Origin of the sequence: Humitalea rosea, from assembly GCF_003253705.1 — a bacterium.
Taxonomy (GTDB): Bacteria; Pseudomonadota; Alphaproteobacteria; order Acetobacterales; family Acetobacteraceae; genus Humitalea; species Humitalea rosea.
This window is the reverse complement of record NZ_QKYU01000009.1, coordinates 89,236-113,454: the sequence shown is the minus strand read 5'-3', so window position 1 is coordinate 113,454 and position 24,219 is coordinate 89,236. Positions and strand designations below refer to the sequence as shown.

The window sequence follows — 24,219 nt, the reverse complement described above, 5'->3', positions numbered from 1 at the left end:
CGGCACCCCCATGCGGATCGCCATCATCGATCCCGGTTCGGGCAACCTCGCCAGCGTGCTGCGGGCGCTGGAAGTGGCGGCCGATGAGCGCGGCATCGCCGCCACCATTCGCGTGACCAGCCACGCGCCTGATCTGGACGTCGCCGATCGCATCGTGCTGCCGGGCCAGGGCGCCTTCGCCGCCTGCCGGCGTGGGCTGGACGCCCTGCCGGGCATGCTCGCCGCCCTGGAGCGCAACGTGCGGGACGAGCGCAAGCCGTTCCTCGGCATCTGCGTCGGCATGCAGCTCCTGTGCGACCGTGGACTGGAGCATGGCACGACGCCGGGCCTCGGCTGGCTGCCGGGGGACATGGCGCCGATGGACCCGCGCGCGCCCGATGGCGCGCCGCTGCCATTGCCGCAGATGGGCTGGAACGGGCTGGACTTCACCCCCGGCACCCATCCCTTCCTGGACGGGGTCCGCCCGGGCGCGAATGTCTATTTCGTCCATTCCTATGCCTGGACCGGCGCCGATCCTGAGGATGTCATCGCGACCGCCGACTATGGCGGCCCTGTCGTCGCCGTGATCGGCCGCGGCAACATCGTCGCGACCCAGTTCCACGTGGAGAAATCTGGCCCGGTCGGGCTGCGCCTGCTCGCGAATTTCCTGGAATGGAAGCCATGACCGACGCCGTGGCCCATAGTCTTTCAGTGGAGCGCGCCGAGGCGCTGTCGGATGAGGATCTGGCCGATCTGGCCGAGGCGACCGATGCCGCGATCGCCGAGGGCGGCGGGTTCGGCTGGCTGAACCCACAAGGGCGGGACGCGCTGACCCGTCACTTCCGTGGCCTGCTGCTGGTGCCGGAGCGGGAGCTGTTCCTGGCGCGGCTGGATGGCATCGCCGTCGGCTCGGCGCTGCTGGTGCGCACACCGCGGCACAATGAGGCCCAGGCCTGGGCCGCCACCCTCGCGCACGCCTTCATCGCCCCTTATGCGCGCGGCCATGGCCTGGCGCGGCTTCTGGTGCTGCGGGTCGAGGAACGCGCCGCCGCGCTCGGCCATAGGGTGCTGAACCTGGACGTGCGCGAGACGCAGGCGACCGCGATCGCGCTGTTCGAGGGCCTGGGCTACCAGCGCTGGGGCACGCACCCCGCCTACGCCCGCGTGAACGGGCAGACGGTGGCGGGACATTATTTCCACAAGCTGCTCGACCCGGGCCGTGGCCGTGCCACCGGCCAGCTGGTCGGCCGGGATCGCGCATGAGCTTCGACCTCTACCCCGCCATCGACCTCAAATCCGGCCAGGTGGTGCGGCTGAAGCGCGGCGATATGGCGCAGGCGACAGTCTATGCCGAGGACCCGGCGGCCCAGGCCGCGGCCTTCTCCGCCGCCGGCTTCGCCTGGCTGCATGTGGTGGATCTGGACGGCGCCTTCGCCGGCCGCCCGGCCAATGCGGCGGCCGTGCGCGCCATCCTGGCCGCGACGCCGGCCCAGGTGCAGCTCGGCGGCGGCGTGCGCGACATGGCGACCCTGGAAGCCTGGCTCGAGGCCGGCGTCGCCCGCGTCATCATCGGCTCGGCCGCCGTGACCAACCCCGCCTTCGTCCGCGCCGCCTGCCGCGCCCATCCAGGGCGCGTGGCGCTCGGCATCGATGCACGGGATGGGATGGTCGCGACCGAGGGCTGGGCCGAAACCTCGGACATGACGGCGCTGGACCTCGCCCGCGCCTTCGCCGACAGCGGTGCCGCAGCAATTATTTTCACGGATATCGCCCGCGACGGGATGCTCGGCGGCGTGAATGTCTCCGCGACGGCGGCCCTCGCGTCGGCGGTGCCGGTGCCGGTGATCGCAAGCGGGGGCGTATCGGGGGCCGAGGATATCCGCGCGCTGCGCGCGGCCCCCGCACCGATCGCCGGCGCGATCATCGGGCGCGCTTTGTATGACGGTCGTGTGACAGCCGCGAGCGCTCTGGCTGCGGCTGCCTGAGCGGGTTTAACCTGATCCGGCGAGGCGGGTTTGACCCGGCTCCGACACACAAGCGACACTTGACCGCCATGCCAATTGGACGCATCGCGCCCAACCGGGTGCCCTGATGTGCGGCGCCAATCAACAAAAGGAATATTCATCCGTGCTCGCCCTGCGTGTCATTCCCTGTCTCGATGTGAAGGATGGCCGCGTCGTGAAGGGCGTGAACTTCGTCGAACTGCGCGATGCGGGCGACCCGGTGGAACAGGCCCGCGCCTATGATGCCGAAGGCGCGGATGAGATCACCTTCCTCGACATCGGCGCGACGCATGAGAACCGCGACACGATGTTCGACGTCATCGCCCGCACCGCGGCGGAGGTCTTCATCCCGCTCACCGTCGGCGGTGGTGTGCGCAGCGTCGAGGATGTGCGGCGGTTGCTGCTCGCGGGCGCCGACAAGGCAAGCATCAACTCCGCCGCCGTCGCCGACCCTTCGCTCGTCACGCGCTGCGCCGAGGCCTTCGGCAGCCAGGCCATCACTGTCGCGATCGATGCGCGCCGCAGCGGCGCGGGGTGGGAGATCTTCACCCATGGCGGTCGCCGGCCGACCGGCATCGACGTGGTCGCCTGGGCCGCCCGCATGGAGGCGGCGGGTGCCGGCGAACTGCTGGTGACCAGCATGGATCGTGACGGCACGCGGCAGGGCTTTGACCTTGAATTGCTGCGCGCCCTGCGCGCCGCCGTGCGCCTGCCGCTCGTCGCCAGCGGCGGCGTGGGCACCACGGAGCATTTCGTGGCGGGTGCCCTTGCGGGGGCCACCGGCCTGCTGGCCGCAAGTGTCTTCCATTATGGCGAGATGCGGATCGGGGAAGCCAAGGCGGCGCTGGCCGCCGCCGGCCTGCCGGTCCGCCACGCCCCGCCACCCTTCCGGGGCCCCGCGCCCCCGATTTCTCTCGAGGTGAACTGACGAATGGCCAAGGACGCCAAGCCGGCCAAGATCAGCAAAAAGAAGACGGGCAAGGTCACGACGCTGCCCATGCCCGCGTCCTTGCCGGCACCGAAGAAGCTTGTCGCCCCGAAATCGGCCCGGCGGGCCGAACGCGCGGTGCTGACGCCGTTGCATGAAGGAATCGCCGGGGCCTCGGATTCGGCGGTGCTGGAGCGGCTGCACCGCACTGTCCTCGCCCGGCAGGCCAGCGGCGATGTGGTGGCCTCGCATTCCGCCCGTCTGCTCGCGCGCGGCACCGCCAAGGTCGCCCAGAAACTCGGCGAGGAAGCGGTCGAACTGGTGATCGAGGCGACCCTCGGCAACCACCACGCCGCCGTGCTGGAGAGTGCGGATCTGCTCTATCACCTGCTGGTGCTCTGGGTGGATGCGGGGATCGCACCGGAACAGGTCTGGGGCGAGCTGGCGCGGCGCGAGGGTATTTCCGGGATCGCCGAGAAGGCGGCGCGCCCCAAGGGCATCGTTCGCGCGGCGCGGACCACAAAGCTGCCGTAGGCAGCCGCAGCACAACCTTGCGCGCGGCTACGCCTTCGGCAGCCGCAGCATAATCTTGCGCGCGGCTACGCCTTCGGCAGCCGCAGCATAATCTTGCGCGCGGCTACGCCTTCGGCAGCCGCACGACAAACCGCGCGCCCAACACCCGCCCCGCCTCATCCCGCCGGTTCTCGGCCACGATGCGCCCGCCCAGCCCTTCGACGATCTGGCGGCTGATCGAGAGGCCAAGGCCGGAATGCTGACCGAACCGCTCCCCGCGCGGCCGTTCGGAATAGAAGCGGTCGAAAATGCTTTCGAGGTTGGCCTCGGGGATACCTGGCCCCTCATCCTCGACCGCGACTTCCACCACCGCCCCCGTCAGCCGCGCGCGCAGCCAGACGGTGCTGCCGGCATGGGAGAAGCTGACCGCATTGCCGAGCATGTTGCGGAACACCTGCACCACGCGCCCCTCGACGCCGCGCACCACCAGCCCCTCCGCGGGTGCTTCCAGCTTCAGCTCGGGGTCGGTCTCATGCATCGTCGCGGCGTGCAGCTCGGCCAACGCCGCCAGGATCGGGGCGATGTCCACCGGCTCCACCGCCGTGCGCGAGAGTTCCGCGTCCACGCGCGAGCTGTCGGCAATGTCGCTGATCAGCCGGTCCATCCGCACCGCGTCGTCGGCGATGATGGCGAGCAGACGCAGCCGCTGCTCGGGCTTCTCGATCCGGCGCAGGGTCTCGATCGCGCTGCGGACGCTGGTCAGCGGGTTCTTCAGCTCATGCGCCACATCGGCGGCGAAGCGCTCATTGCTGTCCACCCGCGCCCAAAGCGCGCTCGCCGCCGCCTGGAGGTCGCGCGCGAGAATGCCGATCTCGTCGCCGCGGGCCAGAAGGGCGGATGGCACGCTGCCGGTGCGGCCCTCGCCGGCCCGCATCCGGCTCGCCGCCCGGGCCAGCTCCAGGATCGGCGCGGCAAGGGTGCGGGCGAGGAAGACCGAAAGCGCCACCGTCAGCGCCAACGAAATCGCGAAGAGCCCCAGCACCGAAATGCGGATCTCCAGCAGCCGCTGGTCCACATCCCGGGCCTCTCGCGTCAGCAGCACGATGCCGACGCCCTGGTTGGCCCGCCGTGCCGGCTCGGCAACCGAGATCAGCAGCCGGCCCTCGGCGGTGCGGCGAACATAGGGCTCGACCCCGCCTTCCAGCGCCAGGCGAAGCTCCTCGCGCCGGTCAGGACCAAGATCGGGCTGCCAGTCGAAGGAGGGCGCGTCCGGCGCCAGATCGACCACCACGCCACCCCCGCCGCTGACCGCGATGGGAAAGGCCGAAAGCAGCCGCTCGTACAGCCCGACCACGGAGCCCGCCAGCGCGCCACGCGGCGGCGGCGGCGGCAGCGGTTCGGTGACGACGGCGCCGCCTGGGCCCTCGCGCACCCGGCTGTCGGCGACGACCAGGCCGGTGTTGTCGAACAGCCGCGCCTGCGTCGCCGGCGAGGGCTCGACCAGCCGCCGCAGCAGCGGCCGCGCGATATCGGGCACCAGCACCGCTCGATCATCCTCCAGCCGTACCGCGGCCTCCCCGATCGCACCGGCATAGATCCGGGCCTGGGTCCGCAGGGCGCTCACCTCGGCCGCCAGCAAACCGTTCTGATATTGGTCGAGGTAGAGCAAGGCGGCGGCCAGCAGCGCCGGTGGCAGCGCATTCAGCAGCAGGATGCGCTTGAGCAGTGGCGACATGCGCCCGCGCAGCCGACCACCGGTCGGGCCGGGCGTCACGCCCCGCGCCGGGTCCTGTCGCATGCCACGCAAGCCGTCTGGCACACCCTGTCTCCTCCCCCGGGCGGAATGGCCAGGGCCGCACCAGTCTAGCAGGGGCCGGGAAAACACCCATGGGCATCGCATCGGTCGGTGCGCGCCGGGCGCCGCGACCTGGGCAGGACCCACCCTTGCGGATTCAACCTGTTGCTGGCCGGCCGCGCCATGCGAAGCCAGTCATGTGATATCGCGGCCCGGCCTGCCGACTCCCATTTGGGTTGCGGGGTTGCGGGCCATGCCCATCTCACGTTTCGATGAGATCGCCCGCCCGGCGATCCGGCGCCCACCGCCGAGACAGCGTTCAAGGACAGATCGCGTGAACATTCAGACGCCGCCGGCCCCTATCGCTCTGGCCGACACCAGCCTGCCACGCCCGACCCAGGCCGAGGCGGAGGCTGCGATCCGCACGCTGCTGCTCTGGGCCGGCGACGATCCGCTGCGCGAGGGGCTGCTCGACACACCCAAACGCGTCGCACGCGCGTATCGCGAATGGTTCTGCGGCTATGACGAGGATCCGCGCGACCTGCTGGCCCGGTCCTTCGAGGAGGTCGAGGGCTACGATGAGATGGTCGTGCTGCGCGACATCCGGCTGGAAAGCGTCTGCGAACACCATATGGCGCCGATCATCGGGCGCGTGCACATCGGCTACCTTCCGGCGGGCCGGGTGGTCGGCATCAGCAAGCTGGCGCGCGTGGTCGATGCCTTCGGCAAGCGCTTGCAGATCCAGGAAAAGCTGACCGCGCAGATCGCCAATACCATCAGCGAGGTGCTGCAGCCCAAGGGCGTCGCCGTGGTGATCGAGGCCGCCCACCAGTGCATGACCACCCGCGGCGTCCACAAGACCGGGGTATCGATGGTGACGTCGCGCATGCTCGGCGCCTTTCGCGACGATCAGTCGACCCGGCGGGAGTTCCTCGCGATGATCCAGGGCACCCGGGCGCATACCGAGGGGTGAGCGGCCTTCCGCTCTTCTCCCAGGGCGCGGCCCCAGGCCGCGTGGTTGCGGTGGCCCGCAACGGGCCCCACACCTTCAGCAAGCCCGTGCGGCACAGCATCCGGCTGCTGGCCGGGCTGGGGGTGGAAGGCGATGCCCATGCCGGCGCCACCGTGCGCCACCGCTCCCGCGTCGCGGCCGACCCGACGCAGCCGAATCTGCGCCAACTGCATCTGATCCACGGGGAATTGCTGGACGAGCTGGCGGCACGCGGCTTCGCCGTGACGCCGGGGGTTATGGGCGAGAATGTCACCACACGCGGGCTGGACCTGCTGGGGCTGCCGCGCGGGGCCAGGCTGCATCTGGGGGCGGAGGCGGTGGTCGAGGTCACCGGGTTACGTAACCCCTGCTACCAACTCGACGCATTTCAAGCAGGGCTGATGGCCGCGGTACTGGACCGCGACGCCAAGGGGCGGCTGGTCCGCAAGGCGGGGATCATGGCCATCGTGCTGAACGGCGGCGAAATCCGCCCTGACGATGCCATAACCGTGGACTGGCCGGCGCCGCCGCACCGGGCGCTCGACAAAGTCTGAGCCGACCCGTTGACCCGCCCCTCGGCGCGTGGCCGGGTGCGGGCGTGCCTCTGACCGCGATCGGCTTCACCCTTCTCTGCAACCTGCTCTATGCCGGCGGCTACGCTCTGGCGAAGCTGCTGTCGGCCAGCCTGGATCCGGTCCAGATCACGGCTCTGCGTTGCGCCCTGGTGCTCGGCGCCGGGGTGGGGGTCGGGCTGACCCGTCCGGACCCGACGGGCGTGTTCCTGCGCGCGATCTCGCCCCCAATGGCCTGGGCGCAGCGGGCGGCGGCGGCGGTGCTCATCGGCTCGACCTTGCTGGCGGTCTTCGCCTATGCGCTGCTGCCGGTGACGGAGGCAGCCGCCCTCGGCTTCACCGCGCCGCTGATCACCGTCGTGCTGGGCGCGCTGGTGCTGAAGGAAAAGATCGCCCCGCGCCGCTGGCTCGCCATCGCCTGCGGTTTCGTGGGCATGTTGCTGATCATCCGCCCAGGCAGCGAGGTCTTCCGGCGCGAGGCGCTGATCCCCATCGCCGCGGCGCTCAGCTACGCTTGGTACCAGGTGCAGAGCCGGCAGCTTCGTGGCGCCGCCAATGCCACCGATGGGGTGGTGCAGGCTGCGATCATGGGCGTCGTGGTGCTGGGGCCGATGCTTCTCTGGCTCTGGCGACCCTTCGGTTGGGAGGTCGCGGGACTGCTTGTTCTGTTCACCGCCTTCCAGACAGGCGGCCTCGCGGCGCTGGCGGCGGCGGTGCGCCGGGCGGAGGTATCCGCGCTCGCCCCTTGGAACTATTCCCGGCTACTGTTCGCACTGGCGATGGATGCGGCGGTCTTCGGTCGCTTTCCCGGACCACTGGCCCTGGGCGGCGCGGCGCTGATCGCGGGTGGGGGGATGCTGCTGCTCCACGTGAAACAAAGGTAGGGTCTCGCAATGGCCCGTGGTCGCGGGGGCGAAACCGTGCTTGGACCGCGCATCCGCCAACGGAGCCGCGCCTGATGAATATGTTCGACCTGTTTTCCGCCCTCGTGCTTGGGCTTGTCGAAGGTCTCACCGAATTCCTGCCGATCTCCTCGACGGGGCACCTCATCGTGCTGGGGGAGGCGATCGGCTTCACCGGCCCCCCGGGCAAGGCCTTCGAAATCGCGATCCAGCTTGGCGCCATCCTGGCCGTGATGTGGCTGTACCGGCACCTGCTGGTCGATGTGCTGCTCGGCATGTGGCGGCCAGGGACACGGGAGCGGCACTACGCGACCAACATCATCCTCGCCTTCCTGCCGGCGGCAGTGATCGGGGTGGCGCTGCATTCGACCATCACGCGGCTGCTGTTCAGCCCCTTGGTCGTGGCGATCGCCCTCATCGTCGGCGGCATTGTCATCATTGTGATCGAGCGCCGGCAGCGGGTGGCCACCATCACCTCGGTGCCCGAGATCGGGCCGCTGGCCGCGGTCATCATCGGGTTCGGCCAGGCGCTGGCGATGATCCCCGGCACCTCGCGCAGCGGAGCGACCATCATCACCGCCCTGCTGCTGGGGGTGGAGCGCCGCACCGCGGCGGAATTCTCCTTCCTGCTCGCGATCCCGACGATGCTGGCGGCAACCGTGCTCTCGCTGTGGAAGGCAAGGGCGGAGCTGGACCTCTCGGGGATCGGGCAGATCGGCGTCGGCTTTGTGGTCGCATTTTTGGTGGCATTGGTCACAGTACGGGCAGTGCTGGCCGTCATCGGACGTATCGGATACACGCCTTTTGGTTGGTATCGTATCGCGCTAGGCGCTGTTATCCTGATCTGGCTTGCAGTCAGGTAAAACGGAGTTCGTCCGGCCGCGCTTGAACGCAGGGACCGCGCCAGCCATCATGCGTCCAAATGTTGAACGGAGTTGCCTGCTCATGCGACGCCTCGGCCTGTTTGTCCTCCTGCCGCTGCTGGCGCCGCTTCCTGCAAGCGCGCAATCCTGGCCGAATGATTCGAATCCCAGCTTCGACCTCCAGGACGGTTCCTGGGGCCAGTTCTGGCGGCTGCGGCAGGCGCAGGAGCAGCAGGCAACGGTGACGCCGCTGCCCTCCGCCCCGGGCTATGGGTCGGGCTACGCCCCGCAGGGACGGGCCCCCATTCCCATGCTGGACTGGGCTCCGCCGCCGCCCGCGCCAGCCCCCGCGCGACGTTCGACGCGGCGCCGCGTCCGCCCTGCGGCCGAGACCTACGCCGCGCCGCGCCCCGCACCGGCCAGCGAGACCCGCGCGGCCGCCACGCCGCGGAATATCGACAGCATGGAGCGTTCGCTGGCCGAGCGTGAACGTTCGCTTGAGGCGCTCCGCCGTTCGCTGGATGAGGATCGGCGGCGGCTGGAGGCTACGCGCGCCACTCAGCCAAGCTATGCCCAGCCGGCCTATGCCCAGCCCAGCTACACCCCACCGTCAGCCACCCAGTTTCCCACCGGCCGGCCGCCCGTGAATCCCTCCCCGATCGGCCAGCCACCGGCCATTCCCCTGCGCTGACGGCCTCGGCCGTCCGCCCCGTTACGGCGTCGCGGACGGCCAGACCACCACCGGCAAGCGCGACAGCGGGATGCGCGCGACGGCCAGGGTGCGGTTCTCGATCGTCAAAGGCAGCTCGACCCGACTGGCGCCATCCGCCCCGGACCGGGCGAGGAATGCGACCGCCGCCTGGGCGGTGACCGCGGCGCGGCTGCCGATCGCGCCGGCGGCGGCCAGAGCCGAAAGCGCCTCGCCGGCCCCCATCACCTGCAAGGTGCCGGCGCCCATGGGCTGCAAGCCTTCGTCGAGCGCCATGGTCGCCGCCGCCTCGACATCCATCGGGCCCCATCGCAGCGCGAGCTCGCGAAGTTCCAGCGTGCCGCCAGCGTCGCGCCAAACCTCGGCCCGCTGGGCAGGGACGCGGCCACCGGGGACCGGGCCAGTCACCGCAAATTCGGCCCGGAGATACTCCACGGCGGATCCGAGCGGCCCCGCCATGGGCAGCCCCATGTCCCGTGCATCGAACGCCAGGGTCAGCGCCGGTTCGGCCTCGGTCGCACTGGCCTTGGTGTCCATGCGTCCCGTCACGCTGCGAACGTCAAGCGTGCCGCTGGGCAAGCCCACCCGCAGCCGGTCGGCCGAGAAGCGGCCCTCATGCGGCGGCACTCCCGGCTCCAGCGCCAGCGTCGCCACCATCCGGTCGGCTGTGAAGGGAAAGGCGGCCTCACCAAGCGTCAGGCGCTGCACGCCCTCGGCCTCGACCTCCAGGTCGCCGAGGCGCGGCAGCACGACGCGCAGGGTCATCGCCTCCGCCGACCAGATGACCCCGCCCGGCACCGTCGCAGCACCGCCCTGCACCCGTATGGCCGGCAGGCGCAGCGTGGCGGCAAAGGGCCACCCGCCCCGGATCGGCGTGCCATGTGCGACCACCCAACCCTGCGCGCGCCTGGCGTCGGCCCAGGCGGCGAAGGAGCTTTCAATCTGCCCGCCCATCCAGCGCCATAGCAGCATATGCCCCCCCGCGAGGAGCAGCGGCAGCAGCAGCAAGGCCGGCCAGAAACGACGTGGGGAGAAGGATCGGTCCATGAGGCAGATCCTATAGACCGCCGCTCGCTGCGATGGCATGGCCGCAGCGGCAGATGACCCTCCCGGCCCCCCTCCTCGTCTTCGGTTACGGCTCGCTGATCTGGCGGCCCGATTTTCCGCATCTCTCGGCCCATCCGGCACGGCTGCATGGCTGGCACCGCTCCTTCTGTATCTGGTCGCACCATCATCGCGGCACCGCCCATCTGCCCGGGCTGGTCCTGGGCCTGCGGCCGGGCGGAAGTTGCCGTGGCATGGCTTTCCGGGTGGCGGCGGCGGCGCGGGAGGAGGTGCTGGCCAACCTCGACGCACGGGAGTTGGTCGCCGGGGAATACCGCCGGATCACCGGCCGCGTCAGGCTGCTGGATGGCGGGGGGATGGAGGAGGCGGTGCTCTATGTCGCCGACCGGGCGGCGCCGGTCTTCTGCCCCGGTCTGACGCCGCACCAGGCGGCGGCGGCGATCGCGGCGGCGACAGGGATCAGCGGCGCCAACCGCGCCTATCTGCTGAACACGCTCGCGGGCCTGCGGGCGATGGGGGTACGGGACGGCAGGCTGGAAGCCGTGGCGGCATTGCTGCCGCCGGCCTAATGGGCCTCGGCCCAGTTGGCGCCGGTACCGACCTCGACCTTCAAGGGCACCCGCAGGGTCGCGACCCCCTCCATCACCCGGCGCGCCAATTCGGCGGTGGCCGCAGCCTCCTCGATCGGGGCCTCGAACAGCAGTTCGTCATGCACCTGCAACAGCATGCGGGCCGAGAGCCCGGCCTCGGCCAAGGCACGCGGGATGCGGACCATGGCGCGTTTGATGATTTCCGCCGCCCCGCCCTGGAACGGCGCATTGATCGCGGCGCGTTCCGCATTGCCGCGGATACCCTGGATCTTGCTGTCGATGCCTTCGATCCAGATTCGCCGGCCGAAGGGGGTGCGGACGAAACCGTGCTCCTTGGCTTCCTTCTTCAGCCGGTCCATCTCGTCGCGGATGCCGGGGTAGCGCGCGAAATAGGCATCGATGATGCCCCGCGCCTCGCCGGCCGAGATCCCCAGCCGCGCGCCGAGCCCGAAGGCGCCCATGCCATAGATGATGCCGAAGTTGATGGTCTTGGCCCGCCGCCGCGCCTCCTTGTCCACCGGCCCGCCGAAGATGTCGGCGGCGGTGCGGCTGTGGATGTCCTCGTCATTGGCAAAGGCCTCGCGCAAGGTCGGCACATCCGCCAGATGCGCGAGCAGGCGCAGCTCAATCTGCGAATAATCCGCGGCCACCAGCATATGGCCAGGGGCGGCGACGAAGGCGCGGCGGATGCGCGCGCCCGCCTCGGTGCGGATCGGGATGTTCTGCAGGTTCGGCTCGGTCGAGGACAGCCGCCCGGTCGAGGTGATCGCCATCGAGAAATCGGTATGGACCCGGCCGTCGCCCGCGATCTGCGCCGCCAGCGCATCGACATAGGTCGACTTCAGCTTTGCATACTGCCGCCATTCCAGGATCTTGACGGGCAGCGCATGGCCCTGGGCGGCCAGCTCCTCCAAGGCGGCGGCATCGGTGCTCCAGGCGCCGGTCTTGGTGCGCTTGCCGCCGCGCAGGCCCTGCTCGTCGAACAGGATCTCGCCGAGCTGCTTGGGGCTGCCGAGGTTGAAGGGGCGGCCGGCCAGGACGTGGATCTCCGTCTCCAGCCCGGCCATCGCCACGCCGAAATCATTGCCGATGCGCGAGAGTTCGACGCCATCGACCTTGATGCCGGCAGCTTCCATGGCTTTCAGCACGCCGACCATGCGGCGCTCGATCAGCTCGTAGGTCGCAAGCGCCGCCTCCGGCCGCAGCCGCGGGGTCAGCACATGCCACAGCCGCAGGGTCACATCCGCATCCTCGGCCGCATAGGCGGTCGCTTTGTCCAGCGCCACGGCGCTGAAGGGGATGCGGGCGCGGCCGGTGCCGGTCGCCTCGTCATAGGGAATCGGCCGATGCGTCAGGTGCCGGATCGACAGCTCGTCCATCCCATGCCCGTGCCGTCCCGCGTCGAGGCTGTAGGACACCATCATCGTGTCGCCGATCGGCGTGACCTCGACGGCGCCATTTTCGGCCCGCCCCAGGACCGTCAGATCGTATTTGGCGTTGTGCAGGATCTTCAGGACGGAGGGATCGCGGAACAGCGGCCGCAGGATCTCGATCGCCTCGGCCGGGTCCATCTGGTCGGGCTTGGGCGAGAGCGGATCGAGCCCGGTATGCCGCAGCGGCAGGTAGCAGGCGCGCCCCGGCGCCGTCGCCAGCGAGATGCCGACGAGATTAGCCGCCAGCGCATCCAGGCTGTCCGTCTCGGTGTCCAGCCCGATGATGCCGGCGATGGTGGCCTCCTCCACCACCTCACGCAGCGCCTCGGCGGTGGTGATGGTCAGGTAAGGGCCGAACCCCAGTGCATCGGGCGACACCTCTCCGAGCACCGGCGCAGCCGCGCGGGGGGTACCGCCGTCCTCCAGACCGAACCGGTGCAGGGTGGTGCGGAAGCCATGGTGGCGCAGGAAGCCGGAGAGCCGCGCCGGTTCCGGCGGGCGGGCCAACAGGGTCTCGATGCCGGCAGGCGGGGGCACATGGGCGTCCAGCGTGACCAGGCGAAGGGAAATCCGCGCCGCCTCGGCATGGGTCATCAGCACTTCGCGGCGCTTCGGCTGCTTGATGGTATGAGCGCCGGCCAGCAGCGCCTCCAGCCCGCCGAACTCGGTCAGCAGCTGGGCCGCGGTCTTGACGCCGATGCCTGGGACGCCGGGGACATTGTCGGTCGGGTCGCCGGCCAGGGCCTGGACCTCGGCGACCTTGTCGGGTGCCACGCCGAACTTCTCCATCACCTCGGCGGCGCCGATCGGCTTCTGCTTGATCGGGTCGAGCATCTGCACGCCATCGCGCACCAACTGCATCAGATCCTTGTCGGAGGAGACGATGGTGACCCGCCCGCCATCCTCGACGAACAGCCGGGCGTAGGTGGCAATGAGGTCATCCGCCTCGAACCCGTCCAGTTCCACCCGCGCGACGCCGAAGGCATCGGTCGCATCCCGGATCAGGGAGAACTGCGGGACCAGCTCCGGCGGCGGATCCGTGCGGTTGGCCTTGTACAGATCGTAGATGGCATTGCGAAAGGTCACGCGCGCGGTGTCGAAGACCACCGCGATATGGCTGGCCGCATGCTTCTGGAGGAATTGCCCCAGCATGTTGCAGAAGCCGAAGACGGCATTCACCGGCACGCCGGCCGGGTTGGTCATCGGCGGCAGCGCATGGAAGGCACGGAAGATGTAGCCCGAGCCATCGACCAGGATCAGGTGCCGGTCCACCGGCCCGGTGACCGGTTCGAGGATGCTCAGGGCTTCGCTCATCTCAGTGTCCGGTGTCGTCGCCAGCGCCCTCGGCCAGGACGAAGGTGCGGGAGCAATAGGGGCAGGTCACCGAATGTGCCTCGATCCGCAGCGCCACAGCCGGATGGCCGAGCGCGCCGCCGCCGCCATCGCAGGTGACGACGCGGGAGGTCACGGCGATCTGGTCCGACGGCGTGATCCCCGCGATGGGCTGCGGGGCATAGCCGGTCATGTTCGGGTCACGCATCCGGGGCGGTCCTTTCGAGAATGGCCGGAACATAGGGGATCGGCCCGCGGCAGGACAGGCATCGCGGCACGGGAACGCCGAGCGCCGCATTGGCGTGATGCCGCCCTCCACCCATATGGCGCCGGATGGGCCGCAGTTCGACGACGATTCTTCTGCGCCGCGGCATAGAATGCCTGCTCATGGCGGAAGGTCGGAATGCCAGGGACTAGAACGAGGCTGACATCGCTGATGCTGTGCCTGGGCTTGGCCTTGTCTGCCTGCGCGCCGCGGGAATGGCCGGCGGGCCCCGCGACCGGCAGCGCGCATCTCGCAACCGATGCCGTCCTGGCCCCCGATGGCGCGCGCCTGCCCATGCACGCCTGGCCGGCGGAGGGCCAACCCCGCGCCGTGGTGCTCGCGTTGCATGGCTTGAACGACCACTCAGGCCTGTTCCTGGAGGATGCCGGGCCGCTGCTCGCCGAGGCGGGGATCGCGCTCTACGCCTACGACCAGCGCGGCTTCGGTGCTGCCCCGGATCGGGGGCTCTGGGCAGGCGTGGATACGCTGGTCGACGATGCCCGCAGCGCCATCGCGCTGCTGCGGACGCGGCATCCGGGGCTGCCGCTCGTGCTGATGGGTGAGAGCATGGGCGGCGCCGTCGCCCTCCTGGCTGGGGAGGGGCTCGCGGACCGGGTGGTGCTGCTGGCCCCGGCGCTATGGAACCGGGAGGCGATGGGGCCGGCGCTTTCCGGCCTGCTGTGGTTTGCGGCCCATACCCTGCCGATCCTGGGGTTCCAGAACAGCGCCCCGGGCTACCGCGCCAGCGACAATGACGCCGCCCTGCGCCGTATGGGCCGCGATCCGCTGGTGCTGCACACGACGCGGGTGGAAGTGCTGTGGGGCGTCACCAACCTGATGGACGCCGCCGTCGCCAGCCTGCCGGCCTGCTGCCAGACGCCGACCCTCGTGCTGGTCGGCGCGAAGGACCAGATCGTGCCGCAGATCCCGGTGCGGCGGGCACTGCGTGGCACCCGGCTCACCGTCGCGCGGTACGAGGAGGGGTATCACCTGCTGCTGCGCGACAGCATCCGCGACACGGTGGCGCAGGATCTGCTGGCCTGGATCGCGGCACCGGGGGCTGCCTTGCCCTCCGGGGCCGATGCGGCGGGGCGGGCCTGGCTTAGCCAGCCAGATCCTTGAAGACCGCGTAGAGCGCGGATTTCGCCTCGAAGCCGATGCCTGGGGCGTCGGGCATGCGCACCCGCCCATCCACCACCGGCACGTCATCCGCGAAGCCGCCGAAGGGGGCGAAGACCTCGGGGTAGGATTCGTTCCCGCCCAGCCCCAACCCGACCGCGATGTTCAGTGCGAACTGGTGCCCGCCATGCGGCACGCAGCGGCGGGGGGACCAGCCATGGGCCTCCAGCATCGCCAAGGTCCGCAGGTATTCGACCAGCCCATAGGACAGGGCGGGATCGAATTGCAGGATGTCCCGGTCCGGCCGCAGCCCGCCGTGGCGGATCAGATTGCGGCAATCGACCATGCTGAACAGATTCTCGCCGGTCGCGATCGGCGGCGCGTAGTGCTCCGCGAGCGTCGCATGCGTCGCGTAATCCACCGGGTCGAGCGGTTCCTCGTACCAGCGCAGGCCAAAGGGCTCCAGGGCCGCGGCATAGGCCAGCGCCGCATGCAGGCCGAAGCGCCCGTTCACATCCACGGCCAGGCGCGAACCGTCGCCATCCAGCAGGTCCAGCACCGCCTCGATCCGGCGCAGATCCTCGGGCAGCGCATCCTTCAGCGGCACGCCCGGGGAGCCGCCGATCTTCATCTTCACGGTCGAATAGCCGAGGCCGAGGTAGCGCTTCATCTCCTCCAGCAGCCCATCGATGCCCTTGCCGGGGTAGTAATAGCCGCCGGCGGCATAGACCCAGGCGGCCTCATCCGCCGTGCCGCCGCGGTAGCGGTCGGCCAGCAGGCGCCAGAGCGGCTTGCCCTCCAGCTTCGCCGCCGCATCCCACAGCGCCATGTCCAGCACGCCGACGGCGACGCTGCGCTCGCCATGCCCGCCGGGCTTCTCGTTCTTCATCATCGCGGCCCAGCCGCCGGCCGGGTTCAGCGTCCCATCCGGCAGGGTCAGCGCCGCGGGGTCCGCCGAGAGCAGGCGGGGCACGAAACGCTCCGCCAGCAGGCCGGGCTGGGCATAGCGGCCATTGCTGTTGAAGCCGAAGCCGGTGGCGCGGCCGGCGTCACCCTCGACCGTCACGGCAACGATGCTCGCCGTCATCGCCGAGAAGTCGATATAGGCGTTGGCGATGTCGCTGCGGATGGGCGCAACGCCTTGTTTCACTTCCACGATCCGCATGGCTTTTCCCAAAATCGTTCAGGGTGCAGCCTAGACCCGCTTCAAGGGAAGGAAAACGCCGTGGACAACGAACTTCTGGAACAGATCGAGGACGGCATCGCGATCAGCACGCTGAACCGTCCGCAGGCGCGCAATGCGATGACCTTCCCGATGTATGAGGGGCTGGCGGCAATGGCCGCGCGCGTGACGGAAGACCCGGCGATCAAGGTCTGGGTGATCACGGGCGCGGGCGGCAAGGCCTTTGCCGCCGGCACCGACATCAACCAGTTCCGCGCCTTCAAGACGCCGCAGGATGCGCTCGACTACGAGGCCCGTATCGACAAGGTCCTGACCGCCATCGAGCGTTGCCCGAAGCCGGTGATCGCGGCCGTCGCCGGCGCCTGCACGGGGGGTGGCGCGGCCATCGCAGGCGTCTGCGACCTGCGGCTGGGCGCGGCCAATGCGCGGATCGGGCTGCCGATCGCCCGCACGCTCGGCAATTGCCTCTCGATGGCGAATTATGCGCGGTTCTCGGCGCTGATCGGCCCAGCACGGCTGACCGACCTCGTCTTCACCGCGCGTCTGATGGAAGCGCCCGAAGCCTTGGCGGCGGGCCTGCTGAACGAGGTGCTGGAGACGCCCGAGGCGCTCGCCGAACGTGCCCTTGCGCTGGCGAAAACCATCGCCGGCCACGCGCCGCTGACGCTGCGCGCGACCAAGGAAGCGCTGCGCCGCCTGCGTGCCGCGGCCCTTCAGGTCGAGGGCGACGATCTGGTGACGATGTGCTTCACCAGCGCCGACTTTGCTGAAGGTGTCGATGCTTTCCTGACGCGCCGTCCCCCGGTGTGGAAGGGCGCCTAGGCGTTCCCACGCCCCAGAACTTCGGGGTTCACGCAGACATCCGGATCGAGCCTGCCGTCGAAGCATGCCAAAATGCTATCGGCGCAGGACATCGCCATGCGCTGCATCCCCTGCGCCGTGCTGGCGGCCGAATGCGGGCTGATGACCACGTTCGGCAGGCCGAGAAGCGCGATCGGCCTGGTGATCGGCTCCTCCTCGAACACGTCCAGGCCGGCGCAGCCGACATGGCCGGCGCTGAGAGCCGAGGCCAGGGCGGCCTCATCCACCAGCGTCCCGCGAGCGGTGTTCACGAAGGCGGCACCCGGCTTCATCCCGGCCAGGAATCCGGCATTCACCATCCGCCGCGTGGCGGGCGAGGAGGGGACGTGGAGCGTGACCATATCCGCGATCGCCAGGCCCGCGTGCAGCTCCTTCACCGGCTCGAACCCCGCGCCTTTGACGGTGTTCTGCGCGACGTAGGGATCGTGGACGAGCACACGCATGCCAAAGGCGGCGCAGAGCCGTGCGACGCGCCCGCCGATACGCCCGAAACCGATCACCAGGATGGTGCGGCCGGCGAGGTCGAAGGTTGGTGCCTCCGGCACCACCCCCCAGCCGAACTGGCGCAGCCGCGCGTCGTAAGTCCAGGTGCGGCGCGCGCAGGCGAGCAGCATCATCATCGCGTGCTCGGCGACGCTCTGCGCATTCGCGTCAGGCGTGATGGTGACGGGAATGCCGCGCGCTGTGGCCGCCGCGATGTCCACGCTGTCGTAGCCCACACCGTGGCGGGCGACGATCCGCAGATTGGGCGCGGCGGCCATCACGGCATCGGTGATCGCGGTGAGGCGCACGGTCAACGCCTCGGCCCGCGGCAAGGCTTCGGCGAGGCTCGCCGCGTCGGGGTTTTCCAGCAGCTCGACCGTGCAGCCGCCCGCTTTCAGCGCCGCGATCGCATCCGGATGGATGGCGCGCAGCATCAGGACATGGGGCATGGGGCTACTCCAGATGGGCCGCGGGGCCCAGCAGGGCGCCACGAAAGCGTGCGGAGAGAACCGCGCCGTCGCGCGGGGGCAGGGCGAGGGGCAGGCTTTCGGGATCGATCTTCACCACGGCGAAGAGCGGACCGGTGCTGGTATGGATCGCCTGGCGCAGCGCCTCGACCTCCCCCGGCAGGTTGATGCGCATCGTCTGCGGAATACCCGCGGCGATGGCCATCCCGACCAGATCGACGCCCATGCCGGTATGCGTGCGCTGGCCGCCGGTTTCGCCATAGCGCTCATTGTCGAGCACCACGATCGACAGGTTCGGCGGCGCCTGCACCGCGATGGTCGCGAGCGACCCCACGCCCATCAGCATCTCGCCATCGCCGGTCAGCACCAGAACACGACGATCGGGCCGCGCGATGGCCATGCCGAGGCCGATCACCGCCGCCCCGCCCATGGCGCCCCAGAGCGGGAAGGTCAGATCATGATCCCCCGCCGCCGTCACATCCCAGGCGGGCGCGCCGAGCCCGGCCACGACCAGCATGTCGCCGCGTTCGGCCAGCAGGGCCGGCACCACGCTACGCCGGCGCAGCAGGCCGGCTTCTGAAACCTCGATCATTGGGGCGCAATCCCGAAGGTCTTGGCGCCAAGCACGCGCTGCCCGATCAGGCAGGCGGTGGCGCGGAAGGTGTTGTAGGCGAGGCCGAGCATCGCATCGGCGACGGGCGCCACATCCTCGGGCGCATCGGCGCGGCGCACGGCGCAGCCCATGGCCTCCAGCACCGTCGGCGTCGCCTGTCCCATCGGCACCTGCCATGGGTTGAACTCGCCGAACTCGCCCCGCATCGTGATGAGCATCGGCAGCGGAATACGGCAGCTTGCCGCCAGCGACAGCATGTTGATGCAGTTGCCGACGCCGGAGGACTGCATCAGCAGCACGCCGCGCTGCCCGCCGAGCCAGGCGCCGCCCAGCAGCGCGATGCCTTCCTCCTCGGTCGTGAGCGGCACCAGGCGCATCTCGTTCGAGGCTTCGACCAAACGGATCAGGGCCGCGTGACCCGCATCGGGGACCACCGCCACCTGGCGCACGCGATGCGCTTGCAGCAGCGCGAAAAGCGCCGCTGGCCAGTCCTTACCAGCCATTCGTATTTCCTTCCTTGGACCCGACGCCGACCTTAGCGGCGGCAGACCGGCTGTCCATGCTTGGAAGCCGCGGGGAGCGGGGGCAGGATGCCGGCGGATCAGAGGGGCAGCCATGGGTTTCGCGCATAGCATCAATGGCACACGCCATGTCTTTCCGGATCTGCGCCGGTTGATGGCCTGCGCCACGCCCTTCCGCAGCGGGGATGCCCTGGCCGGGGTGGCGGCGGGCAGCGCCTCGGAACGCGTCGCGGCACAACATGCATTGGCCGACCTGCCGTTGCGGCATTTTCTGAACGACGCCGTGGTGCCTTATGAGGACGACGACGTTACCCGCCTGATCATCGATGGCCACGACGCGCGTGCCTTCGCCCCCGTCGCCGCGCTGACCGTGGGCGGATTCCGCGACTGGCTGCTGGCCGAGACCACGGACGCCTTCGTGCTCGCGGCGCTGGCGCCGGGGCTTACGCCGGAGATGGTCGCCGCCGTCTCCAAGATCATGCGCTTGCAGGATCTGATCTCCGTCGCAGCGAAGGTCTCGGTGATCACCCGTTTCCGCAACACCATCGGCCTGCCGGGCACCCTCTCGATCCGCCTGCAGCCGAATGATCCGGTGGATGCGCCGCGCGGGGTGGCGGCGCAGATCCTCGACGGGCTTTTGCTCGGCGCCGGGGATGCGGTCATCGGGGTGAATCCCGCCACAGACAATGTGGACAACCTCTGCCGGCTGCTTGAACTGCTGGACGGCGTCCGCGATCGTCTGGATATCCCGACCCAGACCTGCGTGCTGTCCCATGTCACGACGACGATGCTGGCGATGGAGCGCGGTGCGCCGGTCGATCTGGTGTTCCAATCGATCGGCGGCACCGAGGCGACGAACCGCAGCTTCGGCGTCAGCCTCGGCTTGCTGGCCGAGGCACATGAGGCCGGGCTGGCCCTGGGGCGCGGCACCATCGGCCAGAACCTGATGTATTTCGAGACCGGGCAGGGCAGCGCGCTTTCCGCCAACGCCCATCATGGTGTGGACCAGCAGACAATCGAAGTACGATCCTATGCGGTAGCCCGAAAATTTTCGCCACTTTTGGTCAATACCGTCGTTGGATTCATCGGACCTGAATATTTGTTCGATGGAAAGCAGATCATTCGTGCCGGCCTGGAAGATCATTTCTGTGGAAAACTGCTCGGCCTGCCGATGGGTGTCGATGTGTGTTATACGAACCACGCCGAGGCGGATCAGGATGATATGGATGCGCTGCTGACATTGCTGGGCACGGCGGGTGTGACTTATGTGATGGGCGTCGCCGGCGCGGATGATGTGATGCTTGCCTATCAATCCACGTCTTTCCATGACGGGCTTTACGCCCGCGCCTTGCTGGGCAAGCGCCCCGCGCCGGAATTCGAGGCTTGGCTGGATAGGCAGGGGCTCGCGGCCGCCAGCGGCGCCGGACGAATGCCTGCGTCATTGCTGCGGGCGCTGCCGGGTGCCGCGTGATGGCGGGCGATCTTCGCCTTTGGCGTGACCTGCGCGGGCTGACGCAGGCGCGTGTCGCATTGGGACGCGTTGGCACGGGCGTGCCCACGGCCGCGCATCTGGCCTTTCAGGCCGATCATGCGGCGGCCCGGGATGCCGTCTGGTCGGCGCTGGACGTGCCGGCCTTGCTGGAGAAAGCGGGTGCGATCGGGCTAACGGCGTGCCGCGTGGCCAGCGAGGTGCCGGACCGGCGGGCTTATTTGCTGCGTCCGGATCTCGGCCGCCGGCTGCGGCCGGAGGGCCGTGCGACTCTGCCCGAGGCGGCGGGATGCGTTGTCTTCGTGGTCGCTGACGGGCTGTGCGCGCGCGGGGTGCAGACACAGGCGATGGCCGTCATCGCCGCGTGCCTGCCGTCTCTCGCCAAGGCGGGGTTTGCCGTCGGGCCCGTCGTGATCGCGGAGCAGGCCCGGGTCGCGATTGGGGATGAGATCGGGGCAGCGATGCGGGCCGCGGCGACCGTGGTGCTGATCGGCGAGAGGCCTGGACTGTCCGTGACCGACAGCCTCGGTGCCTATTTGACCTGGGCGCCGAGGCCGGGGCGAACGGATGCGGATCGCAATTGCATCAGCAATATCCGCGCTGCGGGGCTGCCACCGCTCGCGGCGGCGGCGAAAATTTTTTGGCTTTTGGCCGCGGCGCGGCGGCTGAATGCGACCGGGGTGATGCTGAAGGACGAACAGCCGGACTGTTCGGCCCTCTCAGCCAGCCAGGACCCCGTGCTGACGCAAGAAACCGAGTAGCGGCAGCATCGGGAGGCCCAGGATGGCGTCCTGCGCGCCCTCGATCCGTTCAAACAGCTGCAAACCTGGCCCCTCGATGCGATAGCCGCCGACGGAATGCAGTACCGCCTCGCCTTCGATCTCCAGATAGGCCTCCAGCAGCGCATCGGAGAAGCCGCGCATGGTGAGCTTTGGCGTCGCGACATGGTGCCAGATGCGCTGCCCCTCCCGCCAGCAGACCAAAGCGGTCGGCAAGGCATGGGTGCGGCCACGAAGCGCCTCGAGCTGGGCACGGGCGGCGGCCATGTCGGCGGGTTTGTCGAACCAGTGATCCTCGCAGACCAGCATCTGGTCGCCACCGATGACCAGCGCCTCCGGATAGCGTCGAGAGAGGCGCTGGGCCTTGGCATCGGCCAGCATCACGGCGGTGTCGGCGGCCGGAATGCCCTCAGCCTGGGCCGCGGCCTTCAGCGCCGTTTCATCCACATGCGCCGCCTCGGCCGTGAAGACGAGGCCGGCCGCGCGCAGAAGCGCGGCGCGGCTACTGGAGGCGGAAGCCAGCACCAGCCGCGGATCGGACGCCTGGATCATGTGCGCGGTGGCAGCGCCACCGGGCGTTTGGAGCCGTCACGCCGGCGCTGGTGCCAGGCATCCATCAGTTGGAGCACGGTTGCCGCGGTTTCCTCGATGGAGCGCCGGGTGACGTCGATCACCGGCCAGCCGCGGGAGACGCATAACCGGCGCGCCGCCAGGATTTCGGCCTTCACCGCATCGGGATCGACGTAGTCATTCGCATCCGTCCGCACGCCACCGGTCCCGATCAGGCGCAGGCGATGGCGCCGGATTTCGATCAATGCCTCGGCATCGATGGTCAGGCCGACGATGGGGCAGGAGGCGGTGTCGAGTTCCTCGGGCAAGGGCGCGCCTGGAACCAGGGGGATATTGGCGGCCTTGATGCCGCGATTGGCGAGGTAGAAGCAGGTCGGCGTCTTGCTGCTGCGCGACACGCCCACCAGCAGCACATCCGCATCATGGATGCCGGCGGCACCTTGGCCGTCATCATGCGCCAGCACGTAATGCATGGCGTCGATGCGCCGGAAGTAGTCGGCGTCCATCACATGCTGGGCGCCACGCCGGGCCTGCGCCCGTTCCCCGATCTCCTGCTGCATGATGTCCAAGGTGTCGTCGAGCACCGAAACGCAGCGAATGCCGAGCCGCATGCACACCTCCTCCAGCGCCAGGCGCAGGCTGCGGTCCACCAAGGTGAACCACACCGGGCCAGGCTCGGCCTGAATGCCTTCCAGCACGCGGTCGAGTTGCAGGCGGGAGCGGACGAGCGACCAGCGATGCTGCACGACCTGGGGCTCGTCGAAACGGGCCAGGACGGCGCGCGCCATCGAATTCAGCGTCTCACCCGTGCTGTCGGAGACAAGGTGCAGGTTGGTCATATGGTCGGGCATCGGGAATCACGGGGATAGAAGGGAAGAATGGGGACAAGTTTTCGCTGCCCCCGGGGGGTGGGTCGATAACGGGGATAACTCCCAAGGGCTCCGGCACCGGGGACAATGCTGCACCCCCTTGGGGGATCGATGTGGCGACGGGGCGCTTTGTCCATGTGCTTCCTCACCCAATCGCTCAATGGTGGCTGTGCGGAAGCCTGTGGATGAATTCGGGAGCGATTGCCTCCCCCTTATCCACAGGCCCAACCAACCCCTACCATCTTTCTTCTTATCTTCAATTCAGGGATGAGAGGCCATGCGAAACGCGAAACGCCTGCTCCGATCCCTGTCCGGCGAAGCCATCTGGCCACCGCCCGTCTGGCTGATGCGCCAGGCCGGGCGCTACCTGCCCGAGTACCGGGAGGTCCGCGCCAAGGCCGGGGATTTCATCACCCTCTGCACCAATCCGGCGCTGGCGGCGGAGGTCACGCTGCAGCCGTTGCGGCGGTATGGCTTCGATGCGGCGATCCTGTTCAGCGATATCCTGATGATCCCCTGGGCCATGGGGCAGCCGCTGCGCTTTGCCGAAGGGGAAGGGCCGCTGCTGGAGCCTGTGACCGATGCGGCCGCGATCGCGGCCCTGGATCCGGGCGTTGTCGCCGCGCGGGCGGCGCCGATCATGGAAACCGTGGCGCGGTTGCGTGCCGCCATGGATCGGGATTTCCCAGAGACGGCGCTGATCGGCTTCGCGGGCAGCCCCTTCACGGTCGCTTGCTACATGGTGAATGGGCGAGGCGGCGGCGATTTCCCGGCGGCGCGGCTTATGGCGCATCGAGATCCGGCGCTGTTCGCGAAGCTTATCGCCGTGCTCGAAGAGGCAACCGTCGTCTATTTGCAGGCCCAGGTGGCCGCGGGCGCGGAGGTGCTGATGCTGTTCGACAGCTGGGCGGGGCTGCTGCCCCCCGATGGGTTCGAGGCCTGGGTGGTGGCGCCGACACAGCGCATTGTGGCCCGTATGAAGGCCCTATGCCCCGATGTGCCGGTCATAGGCTTCCCGCGGCTCACAGGGGCCGCCATGCCCGGCTATGCGGTGCGCACGGGCATCCAGGGGGTGGGGATGGATACGACCATGGACCCGACCTGGGCCGCGCGGGCGGTCGCACCCGAAATTGCCATCCAGGGCAATCTGGATCCGCTGGCGCTCGTCGCCGGCGGCCGTGCGCTGGGGGATGGCGCACGCCGGATCCTCGCCGCGGTGAAGGGCCGGCCCGCGATCTTCAACCTCGGGCATGGCATTGTGCCCCAGACCCCGCCAGAGCATGTGGCGGAACTGATGGCGGTGATCCGCAGCGAGGGCTGAAGCT

At 69.4% G+C, this 24,219-nt stretch carries 26 protein-coding genes; 16 read left to right on the top strand and 10 right to left on the bottom strand.

The genetic code is table 11. The annotated features are described in order from the left end of the window. Positions 1-10: 10 nt before the first annotated feature. The 5 genes from hisH (at position 11) to C8P66_RS09495 (ending at position 3,444) form a co-directional block, all read left to right on the top strand. Positions 11-664 (top strand): imidazole glycerol phosphate synthase subunit HisH, encoded by a 654-nt coding sequence (hisH, locus tag C8P66_RS09515; protein ID WP_111398072.1) that lies wholly within the window; start codon positions 11-13, stop codon positions 662-664. Further along, complete coding sequence (locus C8P66_RS09510; protein WP_245903377.1) at positions 661-1,242, top strand: GNAT family N-acetyltransferase; 582 nt, start codon at positions 661-663, stop codon at positions 1,240-1,242. The genes hisH and C8P66_RS09510 overlap by 4 nt, the downstream gene beginning before the upstream one ends. After that, positions 1,239-1,964 (top strand): 1-(5-phosphoribosyl)-5-[(5-phosphoribosylamino)methylideneamino]imidazole-4-carboxamide isomerase, encoded by a 726-nt coding sequence (gene hisA, locus C8P66_RS09505; RefSeq protein ID WP_111398010.1) that lies wholly within the window; start codon positions 1,239-1,241, stop codon positions 1,962-1,964. The genes C8P66_RS09510 and hisA overlap by 4 nt, the downstream gene beginning before the upstream one ends. A gap of 142 nt (positions 1,965-2,106) precedes the next feature. Beyond that, positions 2,107-2,910, top strand: a complete 804-nt coding sequence (gene hisF / locus C8P66_RS09500; RefSeq protein WP_111398071.1) for an imidazole glycerol phosphate synthase subunit HisF — start codon at positions 2,107-2,109, stop codon at positions 2,908-2,910. Positions 2,911-2,913: 3 nt separating this feature from the next. Continuing rightward, entirely contained in the window at positions 2,914-3,444 is a 531-nt protein-coding gene (locus C8P66_RS09495) for a phosphoribosyl-ATP diphosphatase (RefSeq protein ID WP_111398009.1), read from the top strand. Between the two features lie 103 nt (positions 3,445-3,547). Here the strand turns inward: C8P66_RS09495 and C8P66_RS09490 are convergent, their stop codons facing one another. Further along, the gene (locus tag C8P66_RS09490; protein ID WP_111398070.1) at positions 3,548-5,221 is read right to left on the bottom strand and encodes a stimulus-sensing domain-containing protein; all 1,674 of its coding nucleotides are present in this window, start codon (positions 5,219-5,221) and stop codon (positions 3,548-3,550) included. A gap of 331 nt (positions 5,222-5,552) precedes the next feature. On the opposite strand from C8P66_RS09490, the gene folE reads away from it, so the two are divergent. The 5 genes from folE to C8P66_RS09465 all read left to right on the top strand — a co-directional run bounded on the left by folE (position 5,553) and on the right by C8P66_RS09465 (position 9,237). Further along, positions 5,553-6,191, top strand: a complete 639-nt coding sequence (folE, locus tag C8P66_RS09485) for a GTP cyclohydrolase I FolE (protein WP_111398008.1) — start codon at positions 5,553-5,555, stop codon at positions 6,189-6,191. Further along, entirely contained in the window at positions 6,188-6,763 is a 576-nt protein-coding gene (locus C8P66_RS09480) for an MOSC domain-containing protein (protein WP_111398007.1), read from the top strand. The genes folE and C8P66_RS09480 overlap by 4 nt, the downstream gene beginning before the upstream one ends. 44 nt (positions 6,764-6,807) lie before the next feature. Next, entirely contained in the window at positions 6,808-7,665 is an 858-nt protein-coding gene (locus C8P66_RS09475; protein WP_158537184.1) for a DMT family transporter, read from the top strand. Between the two features lie 74 nt (positions 7,666-7,739). Then, positions 7,740-8,546 (top strand): undecaprenyl-diphosphate phosphatase, encoded by an 807-nt coding sequence (locus C8P66_RS09470; RefSeq protein WP_111398005.1) that lies wholly within the window; start codon positions 7,740-7,742, stop codon positions 8,544-8,546. Positions 8,547-8,628: 82 nt separating this feature from the next. Continuing rightward, positions 8,629-9,237 carry a hypothetical protein gene (locus tag C8P66_RS09465; RefSeq protein ID WP_111398004.1) on the top strand — a complete coding sequence of 203 codons (609 nt, stop codon included), beginning with the start codon at positions 8,629-8,631 and terminating at the stop codon, positions 9,235-9,237. Positions 9,238-9,258: 21 nt separating this feature from the next. Here C8P66_RS09465 and C8P66_RS09460 read toward each other — a convergent pair whose 3' ends face one another. Continuing rightward, a complete protein-coding gene (locus C8P66_RS09460; RefSeq protein ID WP_158537183.1) occupies positions 9,259-10,302 on the bottom strand; it encodes a DUF2125 domain-containing protein in 1,044 nt (347 codons plus the stop codon). A 53-nt stretch (positions 10,303-10,355) separates the two neighbouring features. Between C8P66_RS09460 and C8P66_RS09455 the strand changes: the two genes are divergently transcribed. Then, positions 10,356-10,889 carry a gamma-glutamylcyclotransferase gene (locus tag C8P66_RS09455; RefSeq protein ID WP_111398069.1) on the top strand — a complete coding sequence of 178 codons (534 nt, stop codon included), beginning with the start codon at positions 10,356-10,358 and terminating at the stop codon, positions 10,887-10,889. On the opposite strand, the gene polA is transcribed toward C8P66_RS09455, so the two are convergent. Continuing rightward, positions 10,886-13,657 (bottom strand): DNA polymerase I, encoded by a 2,772-nt coding sequence (polA, locus tag C8P66_RS09450; RefSeq protein ID WP_111398002.1) that lies wholly within the window; start codon positions 13,655-13,657, stop codon positions 10,886-10,888. The genes C8P66_RS09455 and polA overlap by 4 nt on opposite strands. A 1-nt stretch (position 13,658) precedes the next feature. Continuing rightward, positions 13,659-13,883, bottom strand: coding sequence for a zinc-finger domain-containing protein (locus C8P66_RS09445; RefSeq protein WP_111398001.1), 225 nt, complete (start codon positions 13,881-13,883; stop codon positions 13,659-13,661). Positions 13,884-14,126: 243 nt separating this feature from the next. Here C8P66_RS09445 and C8P66_RS09440 point away from each other — a divergent pair, with 243 nt between their 5' ends. Next, positions 14,127-15,062, top strand: a complete 936-nt coding sequence (locus C8P66_RS09440) for an alpha/beta fold hydrolase (RefSeq protein ID WP_245903375.1) — start codon at positions 14,127-14,129, stop codon at positions 15,060-15,062. Here C8P66_RS09440 and C8P66_RS09435 read toward each other — a convergent pair. Next, positions 15,043-16,224 carry an enolase C-terminal domain-like protein gene (locus tag C8P66_RS09435; RefSeq protein ID WP_111397999.1) on the bottom strand — a complete coding sequence of 394 codons (1,182 nt, stop codon included), beginning with the start codon at positions 16,222-16,224 and terminating at the stop codon, positions 15,043-15,045. The two genes, C8P66_RS09440 and C8P66_RS09435, sit on opposite strands and share 20 nt — an antisense overlap. A 60-nt stretch (positions 16,225-16,284) precedes the next feature. On the opposite strand from C8P66_RS09435, the gene C8P66_RS09430 reads away from it, so the two are divergent. Beyond that, positions 16,285-17,064, top strand: coding sequence for an enoyl-CoA hydratase (locus tag C8P66_RS09430; protein WP_111397998.1), 780 nt, complete (start codon positions 16,285-16,287; stop codon positions 17,062-17,064). Here C8P66_RS09430 and C8P66_RS09425 read toward each other — a convergent pair. The 3 genes from C8P66_RS09425 to C8P66_RS09415 are packed head-to-tail and all read right to left on the bottom strand — an operon-like array spanning position 17,061 to position 19,169. Further along, on the bottom strand, positions 17,061-18,035 hold the full coding sequence (locus C8P66_RS09425) for a hydroxyacid dehydrogenase (protein ID WP_111397997.1): 975 nt from the start codon (positions 18,033-18,035) through the stop codon (positions 17,061-17,063). The two genes, C8P66_RS09430 and C8P66_RS09425, sit on opposite strands and share 4 nt — an antisense overlap. Positions 18,036-18,039: 4 nt before the next feature. Further along, complete coding sequence (locus C8P66_RS09420) at positions 18,040-18,645, bottom strand: thiamine pyrophosphate-dependent enzyme (RefSeq protein ID WP_111397996.1); 606 nt, start codon at positions 18,643-18,645, stop codon at positions 18,040-18,042. After that, complete coding sequence (locus tag C8P66_RS09415) at positions 18,642-19,169, bottom strand: thiamine pyrophosphate-binding protein (RefSeq protein WP_111397995.1); 528 nt, start codon at positions 19,167-19,169, stop codon at positions 18,642-18,644. Before C8P66_RS09415 ends, C8P66_RS09420 begins: the two co-directional genes overlap by 4 nt. Positions 19,170-19,281: 112 nt before the next feature. Here C8P66_RS09415 and C8P66_RS09410 point away from each other — a divergent pair, with 112 nt between their 5' ends. Then, entirely contained in the window at positions 19,282-20,658 is a 1,377-nt protein-coding gene (locus tag C8P66_RS09410) for an ethanolamine ammonia-lyase subunit EutB (RefSeq protein ID WP_111397994.1), read from the top strand. Continuing rightward, a complete protein-coding gene (gene eutC / locus C8P66_RS09405; RefSeq protein ID WP_111397993.1) occupies positions 20,658-21,437 on the top strand; it encodes an ethanolamine ammonia-lyase subunit EutC in 780 nt (259 codons plus the stop codon). Before C8P66_RS09410 ends, eutC begins: the two co-directional genes overlap by 1 nt. Here the strand turns inward: eutC and C8P66_RS09400 are convergent. Together C8P66_RS09400 and C8P66_RS09395 are read right to left on the bottom strand one after the other, a co-directional pair. After that, a complete protein-coding gene (locus C8P66_RS09400) occupies positions 21,396-22,007 on the bottom strand; it encodes a Maf family protein (protein WP_111397992.1) in 612 nt (203 codons plus the stop codon). The genes eutC and C8P66_RS09400 overlap by 42 nt on opposite strands. After that, positions 22,004-22,876 (bottom strand): pyruvate, water dikinase regulatory protein, encoded by an 873-nt coding sequence (locus C8P66_RS09395; RefSeq protein WP_111397991.1) that lies wholly within the window; start codon positions 22,874-22,876, stop codon positions 22,004-22,006. The genes C8P66_RS09400 and C8P66_RS09395 overlap by 4 nt, the downstream gene beginning before the upstream one ends. Positions 22,877-23,171: 295 nt before the next feature. Here C8P66_RS09395 and hemE point away from each other — a divergent pair, with 295 nt between their 5' ends. Beyond that, positions 23,172-24,215, top strand: coding sequence for a uroporphyrinogen decarboxylase (hemE, locus tag C8P66_RS09390; protein ID WP_111397990.1), 1,044 nt, complete (start codon positions 23,172-23,174; stop codon positions 24,213-24,215). Positions 24,216-24,219 lie beyond the last annotated feature (4 nt).